Genomic DNA, 13,426 nt, shown 5'->3' on the forward strand with positions numbered 1-13,426 from the left:
CGCGCGTCTGCGGCAGGAGACGCGCGCGTCAACTCGGCGGCAGCACCATGCGCTGCGCGATCTCGGCGACGAGTTCACGCGCCAGCGTCAGCTTGTCGCCGCTGGGCAGCTCGCGTTCGCCGGCGGCGTCGACCAGCAGCAGCGTGTTGTCGTCGCGGCCGAAGGTCGCGGGGCCGAGGTTGCCGACGATCAGCGGCACACCCTTGCGCTGGAGCTTCTCGCGCGCGTGGCGCACCAGGTCGTGGCTCTCGGCGGCGAAACCGACGCACCAGGGGCGCTGCTCGGCCGGCAGCCGGGCGACGGCGGCGAGGATGTCGGGGTTCTCGGCCAGCTCGAAACTGGGCGCGACCTTCTTGCCGTCCTTCTTGATCTTCTGCTCGTTGAACTGCGAAGGCCGCCAGTCGGCGACCGCCGCGGTGGCGACGAAGAGCTGGTGCGTCGGCGCCAGCGGCAGCACCGCGTCGAACATCTGCTGCGCGCTGCACACGTCGATGCGGCGCACGCCCAGCGGCGTCGCCAGGTGCACCGGGCCGGCGACCAGCGTCACCTCGGCACCGGCTTCGGCGGCGGCACGCGCGACCGCGAAACCCATCTTGCCGCTGGAGTGGTTGGTGATGCCGCGCACCGGGTCGATGGCCTCGAAGGTCGGGCCGGCGGTGATCAGCACGCGCCGCCCGGCCAGCAGCTTGGGCTGGAAGAAGGCGACGAGCGCGTCGCGCAGTTGCGTCGCCTCGAGCATGCGGCCGTCACCGGTCTCGCCGCAGGCCTGGGCGCCGCTGGCGGGCCCCAGCACCGTGGCGCCGTCGGCGACGATCTGGGCGACGTTGCGCTGCGTCGCCGGGTGCGCCCACATCTCGCGGTTCATCGCCGGGGCGACGAGCAGCGGCACACGCTCGATCGGCCGCGCCAGGCAGGCCAGCGCCAGCAGTTCGCCGGCACGGCCCTGCGCCAGCTGGGCGATGAAGTCGGCGCTCGCCGGTGCGACGACGATGGCGTCGGCCTCGCGCGTGAGCTCGATGTGCGCCATCGAGTTGGCCGGGCGCGCGTCCCACTGGCTGGTGATGACGGGGCGGCCGGACAGCGCCTGCATCGTCACCGGGGTGATGAACTGCTGCGCGGCCTCGGTCATCACCACCTGCACCGTGGCGCCGGCACGCGTGAGCTCACGCGCGAGTTCGGCGGCCTTGTAGCAGGCGATGCCGCCGGTCAGGCCGAGCAGGACATGGCGGCCTTGGAGATCTTGGCGATCGGACATGGGGGCGGACTGTAAGGCGTGGCGCTCAGGCCGCGGCGCCATGGCACTTCTTGTACTTGCGGCCGCTGCCGCAGGGGCAGGGGTCGTTGCGGCCGGGCGTCTTCTCGACGCGCCGGGTCTCGGGCCGGGGTGCGTGGTCGACCCACCACAGCCGCAGGTCCTGCACCGCCCAGCAGGCTTCGTCGACGAGGCGGTCGCGGTCAGCGCCCTCCTCGCCGTAGATGCGCTGTACGAGTTCGGCGAGTTCGTCGCTGCCGTCGGCCAGGCGCAGCGCGTGCACCTGGCCCAGCAGTTCCTCGAACACCGCGACCGCCTCTTCGTCGGCGTCGGCCTTCCAGTCGGCGCTGAAAGCTTGCAGCGCGGCGAAGAAGCCGTCGGCCCATTCGCCGCCGGTGACGAGGCCGGCGGCTTCGTCGGGCGCCAGGCCGTCGAGCTTGACCGCCTCCTCGCGCGCCGCGTCGTCCCAGACGTACATCAGCGGCGCAAGGCGCAGCGCCTCGGGGTCCTCGTCGATCGACTCGGCGTCGAGCTGCACCGCCAGCGCCGCGGCGCGTACCGCCAGCGCCTGTTCGGCCGCGGCGCGGTCCTCGGGGTCGGCGAAGGCGCGGTCGTAGGCCTCGCCGGCCATCGCCGGCAGCCACTCGTCGACAGCGAGCACACGCGGGCCGGCGGCGAGCGCGGCGATGAAGCCGTCGCACCACTCGGCCGACAGCCGCGGTTCGAAGCCGCCCAGGCGTTGGCAGACGGTGCTGAAGGCCTCGATCTCGGCCTCGGTGTTCTGGCGTGCAGGTTTCATGGTCGGAGCCGGCCCGGCCGGCGGCAAACGGATCAGGCCGCCGACGGCGGCAGCCGCGGCGGGTTCGGGTGCAGGCGCGCCATCGTCAGCACGTCGACGTACTCGCCGTCGCGCAGGCCGTAGGCACGCAGCCGGCCTTCGGTCTCGAAGCCGAAGCGGCGGTAGAGCGCGATCGCAGGCTCGTTGTCGGCAAAGACCGTGAGTTCGATGCGCAGCAGCGCAGCCCAGCGGTCGGCCCAGTCGCACAAGGCCTGCATCAGCGCGCGGCCGACGCCCTGGCCCTGGGCCTCGTGCGCGACCGCGATGCCGAGCACCGCTGCGTGGCGGCGGCGCATCTGCGCAAACGGGTGCAGGCCGGCGCAGCCGACCACCAGACCGTCGCGCTCGGCGACCAGCAGCAGGTCGGTCTTGCCCGGCATCAGGCTCTCGGCCAGGCGCGTGCGCCAGGTCTCGACGCTCGGATACGGCATCTGCAGCAAGCCTGGCAGCACCTGTGGGTGGCCCATGATGCGAGCGTAGGCGGCGGCGTCGTCGGGGGTCGCGCGCCGCAGCGTCAGCGCAGCGGCAGCGGCGGTGTCGGGGGAGTCGCTCATCGCAGGATCTTCAACGCCGCGGGCGGGGCACCGGGGTCACGGTGCCCCGGGCCATCAGGCGCGTTCGCCGACCCAGCCGGCGACCGAGGCCAGCGCCTGCGGCAGCGCGGCGGCGTCGGTGCCGCCGGCCATCGCCAGGTCGGGTTTGCCGCCGCCCTTGCCGCCGACCTGCGCGGCGACGAAGTTGACGAGTTCACCGGCCTTCAGCTTGCCGCCCTTGACCAGGTCGGCGGTGACGCCAGCGGCCAGCTGCACGCGGCCACCTTCGACCGCCGCCAGCACGATGGCGCCGCTCTTCAACTTGTCCTTCAGCTTGTCCATGGTCTCGCGCAGCGCCTTGGCGTCGGCGCCGTCGAGCATCGCCGCCAGCACCTTGACACCCTTGACCTCGACCGCGGCCGCCAGCAGCTCGTCGCCCTGGGCCGACGCCAGCCGGCTCTTCAGCGCGGTGATCTCCTTTTCGAGCGCGCGCAGCTGCTCCAGCACCGCGTCGACACGCGCCGGCACTTCGGCCGGTGCGACCTTCAGCGTCGCGGCGACACCGCCGAGCGAGCCTTCGAGCTGCTGCAGGTAGGCCAGCGCGTTGTCGCCGGTGACGGCTTCGACGCGGCGGATGCCGGCAGCGACGCCGCTCTCGGCGACGATCTTGAACAGCCCGATGTCGCCGGTGCGCACGACGTGCGTGCCGCCGCAGAGTTCGCGGCTGCCGCCGATGTCGAGCACACGCACGGTCTCGCCGTACTTCTCGCCGAACAGCATCATCGCGCCCAGCTTCTGCGCCTCGTCGATGGCCATCGTGCGCGCGCCGGTGGCGTGGTTCTGCAGGATCTCGGCGTTGACCAGCGCCTCGACCTTGGCGATCTGCTCTTCGGTCATCGGCGCGTTGTGGGCGAAGTCGAAGCGCGTGCGCTCGGGCGTCACCAGCGAGCCCTTCTGCTGCACGTGGCCGCCGAGCACCTCGCGCAGCGCCTTGTGCATCAGGTGGGTGGCGCTGTGGTTGCGCACGGTCTTGGCGCGCAGCTCGGCGTCGACGCGGGCGACGAAGACGTCACCGAGCTCGATCTCGCCTTCGACCACCAGGCCCTGGTGGCCATGCACCTGGGCCTGGATCTTGATCGTGTCCTCGACGACAAGGCGCGAGCGGCTGTTGCGCAGCTCGCCGCGGTCGCCGACCTGGCCGCCGCTCTCGGCGTAGAACGGCGTGTGGTCGAGCACGACGACGACGTCGTCGCCGGCCTTGGCCTTGCTCACCGGCGTGCCGTCGATGTAGATCGCGCTCACCTTGCTGTGCTCGCAGACCAGGTGCTCGTAGCCGTGGAAGGTGGTGGCCTCGCCGTCGTAGGCCAGGCCCTGGGCCATCTTGAACTTGGCCTTGCTGCGCGCCTGCTCGCGCTGGCGCTGCATCGCGGCGTCGAAGCCGGCAGAGTCGACCGTCACGCCGCGCTCGCGGCAGACGTCGGCGGTCAGGTCCAGCGGGAAGCCGAAGGTGTCGTGCAGCTTGAACGCGGTCTCGCCGTCGATGACGGTCGCCCCGCTGGCCAGCGCGCCTTCCAGGATCTCCATGCCGTGCGCGATGGTCTGGAAGAAACGTTCCTCCTCGGCCTTCAGCACCTCGGTGATGCGTTGCTGGTCGCGGCGCAGCTCGGGGTAGGCCTCACCCATCTCGGCCGCCAGCGCCTGCACCAGCGTGTGGAAGAAGGGCTTGCGCGCGCCCAGCTTGTAGCCGTGGCGGATCGCGCGCCGGGCGATGCGGCGCAGCACGTAGCCGCGGCCTTCGTTGCCGGGGATGATGCCGTCGGCGACCGTGAAGGCACAGGCGCGGATGTGGTCGGCGATGACCTTCAGGCTGGGGCTGTCGGGGTCGACGTCGGCGCCGCCGGCGGCTTCGACCGCCGCCTTGGCCGAGGCCAGCAGGTGCACGAACAGGTCGATTTCGTAGTTGCTGTGCACGTGCTGCAGCACCGCGGCCAGGCGCTCCAGCCCCATGCCGGTGTCGACACTGGGCTTGGGCAGCCGGTGCATCACGCCGTCTTCGGTGCGGTTGAACTGCATGAAGACGTTGTTCCAGATCTCGATGTAGCGGTCGCCGTCTTCTTCGGCGCTGCCCGGGGGGCCGCCCGCGACCTCGGGGCCGTGGTCGTAGAAGATCTCCGAGCACGGGCCGCAGGGGCCGGTGTCGCCCATCATCCAGAAGTTGTCGCTGGCGTAGCGCGCGCCCTTGTTGTCGCCGATGCGCACGATGCGCTCGGCCGGCAGGCCGATGACGTTGCGCCAGATGTCGTAGGCCTCGTCGTCCTCGGCGTAGACCGTCGCCCAGAGCTTGTCCTTCGGGAGCTTGAAGTGCTCGGTCAGCAGTTCCCAGGCGAAGCTGATCGCGTCCTTCTTGAAGTAGTCGCCGAAGCTGAAGTTGCCCAGCATCTCGAAGAAGGTGTGATGCCGCGCGGTGTAGCCGACGTTCTCCAGGTCGTTGTGCTTGCCGCCGGCGCGGATGCACTTCTGGCTCGTCGTCGCACGCGTGTACGGCCGCTTGTCGAAGCCGAGGAACACGTCCTTGAACTGGTTCATCCCGGCGTTGGTGAACAACAGCGTCGGGTCGTCGCCCGGCACGACCGGCGAACTCGGAACGATCGTGTGTCCCTTCGATTCGAAGAACTTCAGGAACGTGGTGCGGATCTCGGAGGCTTTCATGATGCGGATTCTAAGGTTTGGCCATCGTTCAGAATGGCCGCCAGGAGGTCCGTGATGGCTGACAACTTGCGATCGACAGGACTGGTGGCTGCCGTCGTCGTGGCGCTGGGGCTGGCTGCCGGGGGGTTCGGCGTCGGCAAGGGGCTGGAGCGCTTTCGCGCCGCCGACCGCTCGGTCACCGTCAAGGGGCTGGCGGAGAAGGACGTCGAGAGCGACTACGCGGTCTGGCCGCTGGGTTTTCGCCGCGCCGGCACCGACTTCGGCGCCGTGCAGCGCCTGCTGGCCGAGGACCGCGACCGCGTCGTCGCTTTCCTGAAGACCCAGGGCTTCACCGAGGCCGAGATCGAGATCCGCCCGCTGCAGGTGCAGGACCTGTGGGCACGCGAATACGGCGGCAACAACCAGCCGCTGCGTTTCCAGGGCACGGGCCAGGTGCTGGTGAAGTCGGCGCGGCCGAAAGCGGTCGCGGCGGCGGCGCTGGCGGTCGACCCGCTGATCCAGGCCGGCCTGCAGCTGGCTGGCGCCAACGACGGCGCCGTCGGCCCGCAATACCAGCTGCGCGGCTTCAACGAAGTCAAGGCGCCGCTCTTGGCCGAGGCCACGCGCAACGCGCGCGAACAGGCCGAGAAGTTCGCCGCCGAAGCCGGCGCGACGCTGGGCCGGCTGCGCAACGCCAACCAGGGCGTGATCCAGATCGGCGCTGGCGGCGACGGCAACGACGACGGCAGCGCGCGCGTCAAGCGGCTGCGTGTCGTCAGCACCTTCGAGTACACGCTCGACTGAAGGCCCGATCGGGGCGTGGCCAGGGCGGCGCGCGGGGCGCGGGCATAAATTGCGAGTTTTGTGCACCCGAGGAGGCCTCAGCATGTCACGCCAGCTCCAGACCACCAACGCCGCCCTGATGGCCCGCCGCCAGGCCGCCGTGCCGCGCGGGGTGGGCCAGGCCCATCCGGTCTTCATCGCCCGCGGCGCCAACGCCGAGATCTGGGACGTCGAGGGCCGGCGCTACATCGACTTCGCCGGCGGCATCGCGGTGCTCAACACCGGCCACTGCCACCCGGCCGTGATCGACGCGGTGCGCGCCCAGCTCGAGCTCTACACCCACACCTGCTTCCAGGTCGTCGCCTACGAGCCCTATGTCGAGCTGGCCGAGCGGCTGAACACGCTGGCGCCGGGCGCCTTCGCGAAGAAGACGCTGTTCCTGAGCACCGGCTCCGAGGCGGTGGAGAACGCGGTGAAGATCGCGCGTTCGTACACCAAGCGCGGCGGCATCATCGCCTTCACCGGCGGCTACCACGGCCGCACGCTGCTGACGCTGGGCCTGACCGGCAAGGTTGCGCCGTACAAGAGCGGCTTCGGCCCGTTCCCGGCCGAGGTCTTCCACGCCGCGTTCCCGAACCCCTTGCACGGCGTCGGCGTCGAGGACGCGCTGGCCTCGGTGCGCACGATCCTGAAGAACGACATCGAGCCCGATCGTGTCGCCGCGTTCATCGTCGAGCCGGTGCAGGGTGAAGGCGGCTTCTACGTCGCGCCGCCGGAGTTCATCTCCGGGCTCAAGGCCATCGCCGACGAACACGGCATCCTGCTGATCGCCGACGAGGTGCAGACCGGTGCCGGCCGCACCGGCACCTGGTACGCCTGCGAGCAGTGGCCGGTGGCGCCGGACCTGATCACCAGCGCCAAGTCGCTGGCCGGCGGCTTCCCGCTGTCGGCGGTGACGGGCCGGACGGACGTGATGGACGCACCGGGGCCGGGTGGCCTGGGCGGCACCTACGCCGGCTCGCCGGTCGCCTGCGCCGCGGCGCTGGCGGTGCTGCAGGCCTTCGAGGACGAGCAGCTGCTCGCGCGCTCGCGGGCGATGGGCCAGCGCCTGTTCAAGGGCCTGAAGGAGATCGCCGCCGGCGAGCCGGCCATCGGCGACGTGCGCGGCCTGGGCGCGATGGTCGCGATCGAACTCTTCGAAGGCGGCGACGTGCAGCGCCCGGCGGCCGAGCTGACGCGCCGCGTCGTCGCCGAGGCCGCGGCGCGCGGCCTGATCCTGCTGTCCTGCGGCAGCTACGGCAACGTCGTGCGCATCCTGGTGCCGCTGACGGCGAGCGACGAGCTGGTCGACGAAGGCCTGGCGATCATCGCCTCGAGCTTCGCGGCGCTGCGCTGAGCCCGGGCCGGCGCGGGCGATCAAAATGCCCGGTCCGGCCCTGACCGGTGCCGTCCGTCCCGGACCGGCAGCCGATTCGACACCTGACTTTTCGAGGAACCCGACATGACCTCCCCGCTGGCGCTCCTGAAGGACCCCACGCTGCTCAAGAGCGGCGGCCTCGTCGACGGCGAATGGCGCGCCGGCGGCGCGAGCTTCGCCGTGCACGACCCGGCCACCGGCGCCGAGCTGGCCCAGGTGGCCAACCTGGGCGCCACCGACGCCGCCGCCGCGATCGCCGCGGCCGGGCGCGCCTGGCCGGCCTGGCGCGCCAAGACCGCCCGGGAACGCGGCGCGGTGCTGATGCGCTGGTACGCACTGATGAACCAGCACGCCGACGACCTGGCGCGCATCATGACCGCCGAGCAGGGCAAGCCGCTGGCCGAAGCGCGCGGCGAGGTCGGCTACGGCGCCAGCTTCCTCGAGTGGTTTGCCGAAGAAGGCCGGCGCGTCTACGGCGAGACCATCCCGACCACCGACGGCAACAAGCGCTACCTCGTGATCCGCCAGCCGGTCGGCGTCTGCGCCGCGATCACGCCCTGGAACTTCCCCATCGCGATGATCACGCGCAAGGTCGCGCCGGCGCTGGCCGCGGGCTGCCCGGTGGTGATCAAGCCGGCCGAGCAGACGCCGCTGTCGGCGCTGGCGCTGGCCGAGCTGGCACAGCGCGCCGGCATGCCCGCCGGCGTGCTCAACGTGCTGCCGGCGGACGCCCAGAACTCGATCGCGATCGGCGACGTGCTGTGCTCCAGCGACGTCGTGCGCCACCTGTCCTTCACCGGCAGCACCGAGGTCGGCCGCATCCTGATGCGCCAGTGCGCGTCCACCGTCAAGAAGCTGTCGCTCGAGCTCGGCGGCAACGCGCCCTTCATCGTCTTCGACGACGCCGACCTGGACAGCGCGGTCGAGGGCGCGCTCGTCAGCAAGTACCGCAACGCCGGCCAGACCTGCGTCTGCGCCAACCGGCTGTACGCCCAGGCCGGCATCTACGACGCCTTCGTCGAGAAGCTGGCGGCACGCGCACGCCAGATCGCCGTCGGCAACGGCTTCGACGCCGGCATCCAGCTGGGGCCGCTGATCGACGCCCAGGCGATGGCCAAGGTCGAGGCCCACGTCGCCGACGCGCTGGCGCAGGGCGCGCGCCTGGTCACCGGCGGCGAGCGCCTGGGCGAGCGCTTCTACGCGCCGACGGTGCTGGCCGACGTCACGCCGCAGATGCGCTGCTCGAAGGAAGAGACCTTCGGCCCGGTGGCACCGGTGTTCCGCTTCGAGACCGAGGCCGAGGTGATCGCACTCGCCAACGACACCGAGTTCGGCCTGGCGAGCTATTTCTACAGCCGCGACATCGGCCGCGTCTGGCGCGTCTCGGAAGCGCTGGAGTACGGCATGGTGGGCGTCAACACCGGGCTGATCTCGACCGCCGAGGTGCCGTTCGGCGGCGTCAAGCAGTCGGGCCTGGGGCGCGAAGGTGCGCGCCAGGGCATAGACGACTACCTCGAGACCAAGTACGTCTGCCTGGGCGACGTGCTGAAGTAAGGCTTCAGGCCTCTTCGTCGTTGGCCGCCGCGGCCAGGCCGCGATCGGCCGGCAGCGCCGCTTCGCGGCCCACCGGCGTGAACTGCAGCGCGACGCCGAGCGCGCGCCGCAGCAGGGCTTCGGCGTTCTTGCCGTGCTCCGGGTACGAGGCCAGCCCGGCGTGCGGCAGCAGGCGCTGCGCACGCCCGGCGACGCTGAAGGGCTGCGACAGGATGGCCGCCAGCTTGTCCATCACGCGCTCGCCGTCGGCCGGCGAGTCGATCCAGGCCAGCAGCACCGCGAACGCGTCGTGGCCGATCGAGGCGACGACGTCGCTGGCACGCAGCGCCGCACGCAGCCGCACCGCGGCCTTGCGCCGCAGCACGTCGGCCGACTCCTGCCCCAGCGTCTCGGCCACGGTCGCCAGGCCGTCGACACGCAGCACGATCATCGCCATCGGCGCCGGCTCGCGCTCGCGCAGCGCCAGCAGGTGCGTCATGTGCTCGAGCAGCTGGGAGTGGTTGGGCAGCCCGGTCGGCAGGTCGGTCGAATAGCCCTTGCGCGCCGCGGCCAGCTGGCGCCGGCGCTCGATCGCCAGGCGCAGCGCACGCGGCGCGTCGGCCACGTCGGCGAGCACGTCCTGGACGCCGAACTGCAGCAGCTCGACCGCCGCCGCGGGCAGCACCGCAGGCGCCACGACGACGACCGCGGTATCCAGCACCGCCTGCGCCAGCGCCGGCCAGTCCGGCAGTTCGGCCGGGGCCAGCGTGACCAGCAGCAGCGCGTCGTGCGAAGCCTCGCGCAGCCGCGCCGCCGCCTCGTCGGGCGAGGCGCAGCGCTCGACGACGAAGGGGCCGTAAGGGCACGCGAGCAGGTCCGGGGCGTCGTCGCCCAGGCACAGCACACGGAAGACTGGATCCATCGCGCGTCTCGTCGTCAGGTGGGCCGGGTGTCGCCTGCGCGACCACCGCGGCCCGGGCCCCCGGGAACGCGGGGCGGTGTTCGTTGCAGCGGCGTCGGCCCCACTTTACCCGCGGCAGGCGGGCATCTTCAGCCCATTCGTGGGCCGGGCCGCAGCGTCCAGGAGAACCCTTGTGGTGACGGTGCGACGTTGGTGTTAGCGCTAGGTCGGCCCCCCATTCCGTTTACGTAACGTGCCTCCGCTGTCCCCGTGTCACTCGGCCTGCCCGTTCGGGCGGCCGGCTCGTCATCGAAGTACAAACAGGAGACGTCACTTGATTCCGAAACTCAACGGCCTGTCGGCCGTCGCCCTGGCCGCCGCGGCGGCGTTCGCCTGCGGCAGCGCGCAGGCACAGGACGGCAGCGTGCAGATCTACGGCACGCTGGACCTCAGCGCCGACCGCATCGACAAGTCCGAAGGCAACGTGACCGGCACCGTCCAGGGGCTGGCCGGTGCGAACTCGGTGGTGTCGCCGGCGCAGAAGCAGACCCGGCTGGCGCCGAGCATGACGCGCCAGTCGCACCTCGGCCTGCGCGGCACCGAGCCGCTGGGCGGCGGCTGGGAGGCCAAGTTCACGCTCGAAGGCTCGGTCATCGCCGACACCGGCACGATGGGCAACGACGGCCGGATGTGGGGCCGCCAGGCCTGGGTCGCGCTGACGACGCCGGCCGGCGAAGTGCGCCTGGGTCGTCAGGTCTCGCCGATGCTGGCCGCCTACTTCCTCGGCACGCTCGACGGCATCGGCGGTACCGACCTGTTCGCCACCGGCGTCGCGCTGAACAACCTGCAGACCTACCAGGACAACGTCATCAGCTACGGCCTGCGCCAGGGTGCCTGGGCGGGGCGGATCTCCTACTCGCCGAACGCCGGCGCGGCAGCGCGCATCAGCCCGGTGCGCTCGACCGCGACGACCACGCCGACCGGCACGATCCCGGCGTCGGGCTCCGCGCCGCAGCTGGGCCAGATCCTGGGCGGCCTGACCGCGGGTGCCGAGAGCGACGACGGCCGCGGCAAGACCTGGGGCGCGATGGTGGCGTACCTGGGCGACGAGCTGAAGGCCGTCGCGGCCTACAACCGCAACGACCTGTCGAACGTGCAGCTGGGCCTGCCGTTCCGGGTGACGCCGCTGTCGCCGGACGGGTTCCTGCCGCTGTTCAACACCGACAACTTCACGAGCTACATGCTCGCCGCGAAGTACAAGTTCGCATTCGGCACCGAGCTCGGCGGCAGCTACTACCAGGGCCAGCTCGAGGAGACCGGCGACACCGATCCGAAGATGCGCGTGCTGGCGATCGCGGCCAAGCACACGATCGGCTCGCTCGACCTGATCGGCCAGCTGATGCAGGCCAAGTTCACCAACTTCACCAAGGGCAAGGACAGCGGCTTCATGCTCGGCGCCGACTACAACTTCTCCAAGCGCACCGCGGTCTTCGTGCGTGCCGGCCGGGTGAAGGACGACCGCGGCAACATCTCCAACGGCAACCCGGCGCTGGGCGGCGCCGGCCTGGCCGGCGGCCCGATCGCGCTGCTGGTGCCGCTGGGTTCGACCGAGGTGCCGCTGTTCTCGGGCGCCGGCATGAACATCGGTGCCGACACCAAGATGTTCGGCTTCGGCATGCGCCACACGTTCTGAGCGCGACGGCTCCGACCCCGACGCCCCGGCCCGCCGGGGCGTTTTTCATCCTGCGGAGCAAAAAAAAGCGCCTGTCCGGGGACAGGCGCTGGCATGCGATCTTGGAGCGGGTGAAGGGAATCGAACCCTCGTATGAAGCTTGGGAAGCTGCCGTTCTACCATTGAACTACACCCGCGCAGGGGCCGCATTCTAGCCCGAGCCGCGGGCTTCGGCGCGGCGCTCGCTACACTGCGCGCCCTCATGGAAGACACAGCACAACGACGGATCCGCAGCTACGTGCTGCGTGGCGGGCGCATGGGCACCGGGCAGCAGCGCGCGCTGGCCGAACTGGGGCCGCGCTACGTCCTGCCCTTCACACCGCAGCCCCCCGACTGGGGCGCGGTCTTCGGCCGCAGCGCGCCGCTGCTGCTGGAAGTGGGTTTCGGCATGGGCGACGCCACCGCGCAGGTGGCCGCCGCGGCACCCGAGCGCGACCTGATCGGCGTCGAGGTGCACGAGGCCGGCATCGGCGCGCTGCTGCGCCACATCGGCGAGAAGCAGCTGGGCAACGTGCGCATCCTGCGCCACGACGCGGTCGAGGTGCTGCGCGAGATGGTGGCCCCGGGCACGCTGGCCGGCGTGCACGTCTGGTTCCCCGACCCCTGGCACAAGAAGCGCCACCACAAGCGCCGGCTGATCCAGCCCGACTTCGTCGAGCTCGTCGCCAGCCGGCTGGCGCCCGGCGGCTACCTGCACTGCGCGACCGACTGGCAGCCCTATGCCGAGCAGATGCTGGAGGTGCTCGCGGCCAGCTCGCTGGCCAACACCGCGGCGGCTTACGCCGAACGCCCGGCGTGGCGGCCGCTGACCAAGTTCGAGGCCCGCGGCCTGCGCCTGGGCCACGGCGTCTGGGACCTGCTCTTTACTCGGCCCAGTTGACGACCCCGGTCCACGCGGTCACCAGCACCAGGCAGCCGAAGACGATGCGGTACCAGGCGAAGACCGTGAAGTCGTGGCTCGAGACGTAGCGGATCAACCAGCGGATGCACAGCAGCGCGCTCGCGAACGCGAACAGCGAGCCGACCACGAACAGCGGCAGGTCGCCCCAGTGCAGCGCGTCGCGCTGCTTGAGCACCGAGTAGGCACCGGCGCCGATCAGCGTCGGGATGCCGAGATAGAAGCTGAACTCGGTGGCGCAGCGGCGCGAGAAGCCGAACAGCATCGAGCCGATGATGGTCGAGCCGGAGCGGCTGGTGCCCGGGATCAGCGCCAGGCACTGCACCAGGCCGACCTTCAGCGCGTCGGCCGGCGTCATGTCGTCGACGCTCTCGACGCGCGCGCGGCGGGTGCCTTCGAGGTCACGCACGCCGAAGGCGCGGCGGTGGCGGCGCTCGACGAGCAGGATGATGAAGCCGCCGACGATGAAGGCCGTGGCCACCGGCACCGGGTGGAACAGGTGTTCCTTGACGAGCTTGCCGAAGGCCAGCCCCAGCACCACCGCCGGGATGAAGGCGATCAGCACATTGAGCGCGAAGCGCCGCGCCACCGGGTCGCGGCCGATGCCGCGGACCGTGCTCCCCAGGCGCTCCCGGTATTCCCAGACGACTGCGAACATGGCGCCCGTCTGGATCGCGATCTCGAAGACCTTGGCGGTCTCGCCGGTGAAGTCGAGCAGCGAACCCGCGAGAATCAGATGCCCGGTGGAGGAAATCGGCAGGAACTCGGTCAGGCCCTCCACGATCCCCATGATCGCGGCCTTGGCCAGCAGCAGCAGATCCAAACTCGTTCCCCTCCGGTGCGACGAAGCC

11 protein-coding genes and 1 tRNA gene are annotated in these 13,426 nt (G+C 71.2%); 5 read left to right on the forward strand and 7 right to left on the reverse strand.

The annotated features are described in order from the left end of the window. Window positions 1-28 precede the first annotated feature (28 nt). From coaBC to alaS, 4 genes are read right to left on the reverse strand one after another with little or no spacing between them, the layout of a single operon-like run. Window positions 29-1,255, reverse strand: coding sequence for a bifunctional phosphopantothenoylcysteine decarboxylase/phosphopantothenate--cysteine ligase CoaBC (gene coaBC / locus CKO43_RS08865; protein ID WP_200228744.1), 1,227 nt, complete (start codon window positions 1,253-1,255; stop codon window positions 29-31). A 25-nt stretch (window positions 1,256-1,280) separates the two neighbouring features. Further along, on the reverse strand, window positions 1,281-2,051 hold the full coding sequence (locus CKO43_RS08870; RefSeq protein WP_200378415.1) for a UPF0149 family protein: 771 nt from the start codon (window positions 2,049-2,051) through the stop codon (window positions 1,281-1,283). 32 nt (window positions 2,052-2,083) lie between these two features. Continuing rightward, on the reverse strand, window positions 2,084-2,644 hold the full coding sequence (locus tag CKO43_RS08875; RefSeq protein ID WP_200228749.1) for a GNAT family N-acetyltransferase: 561 nt from the start codon (window positions 2,642-2,644) through the stop codon (window positions 2,084-2,086). Between the two features lie 54 nt (window positions 2,645-2,698). After that, on the reverse strand, window positions 2,699-5,332 hold the full coding sequence (gene alaS / locus CKO43_RS08880) for an alanine--tRNA ligase (protein WP_200378416.1): 2,634 nt from the start codon (window positions 5,330-5,332) through the stop codon (window positions 2,699-2,701). A gap of 54 nt (window positions 5,333-5,386) precedes the next feature. Between alaS and CKO43_RS08885 the strand changes: the two genes are divergently transcribed. The 3 genes from CKO43_RS08885 to CKO43_RS08895 all read left to right on the forward strand — a co-directional run bounded on the left by CKO43_RS08885 (window position 5,387) and on the right by CKO43_RS08895 (window position 9,065). Continuing rightward, the gene (locus tag CKO43_RS08885) at window positions 5,387-6,115 is read left to right on the forward strand and encodes an SIMPL domain-containing protein (protein ID WP_200378417.1); all 729 of its coding nucleotides are present in this window, start codon (window positions 5,387-5,389) and stop codon (window positions 6,113-6,115) included. 82 nt (window positions 6,116-6,197) lie between these two features. Then, complete coding sequence (gene gabT / locus CKO43_RS08890) at window positions 6,198-7,490, forward strand: 4-aminobutyrate--2-oxoglutarate transaminase (protein ID WP_200378418.1); 1,293 nt, start codon at window positions 6,198-6,200, stop codon at window positions 7,488-7,490. A 105-nt stretch (window positions 7,491-7,595) separates the two neighbouring features. Continuing rightward, on the forward strand, window positions 7,596-9,065 hold the full coding sequence (locus CKO43_RS08895) for an NAD-dependent succinate-semialdehyde dehydrogenase (protein WP_200228755.1): 1,470 nt from the start codon (window positions 7,596-7,598) through the stop codon (window positions 9,063-9,065). Between the two features lie 4 nt (window positions 9,066-9,069). Here CKO43_RS08895 and CKO43_RS08900 read toward each other — a convergent pair whose 3' ends face one another. Continuing rightward, window positions 9,070-9,966 (reverse strand): GGDEF domain-containing protein, encoded by an 897-nt coding sequence (locus tag CKO43_RS08900; RefSeq protein WP_207184949.1) that lies wholly within the window; start codon window positions 9,964-9,966, stop codon window positions 9,070-9,072. Window positions 9,967-10,279: 313 nt separating this feature from the next. On the opposite strand from CKO43_RS08900, the gene CKO43_RS08905 reads away from it, so the two are divergent. Next, a complete protein-coding gene (locus tag CKO43_RS08905) occupies window positions 10,280-11,638 on the forward strand; it encodes a porin (protein ID WP_200228756.1) in 1,359 nt (452 codons plus the stop codon). A gap of 102 nt (window positions 11,639-11,740) precedes the next feature. Here the strand turns inward: CKO43_RS08905 and CKO43_RS08910 are convergent. After that, window positions 11,741-11,814 (reverse strand) — tRNA-Gly (locus tag CKO43_RS08910). Window positions 11,815-11,879: 65 nt separating this feature from the next. Here CKO43_RS08910 and trmB point away from each other — a divergent pair. Continuing rightward, window positions 11,880-12,557, forward strand: coding sequence for a tRNA (guanosine(46)-N7)-methyltransferase TrmB (gene trmB, locus CKO43_RS08915; RefSeq protein ID WP_200378419.1), 678 nt, complete (start codon window positions 11,880-11,882; stop codon window positions 12,555-12,557). Here the strand turns inward: trmB and CKO43_RS08920 are convergent. Then, window positions 12,541-13,398 (reverse strand): undecaprenyl-diphosphate phosphatase, encoded by an 858-nt coding sequence (locus tag CKO43_RS08920; protein ID WP_200378420.1) that lies wholly within the window; start codon window positions 13,396-13,398, stop codon window positions 12,541-12,543. The two genes, trmB and CKO43_RS08920, sit on opposite strands and share 17 nt — an antisense overlap. Window positions 13,399-13,426 lie beyond the last annotated feature (28 nt).

It is taken from the genome of Rubrivivax gelatinosus (assembly GCF_016583785.1).
GTDB lineage: Bacteria > Pseudomonadota > Gammaproteobacteria > Burkholderiales > Burkholderiaceae_C > Rubrivivax > Rubrivivax gelatinosus_B.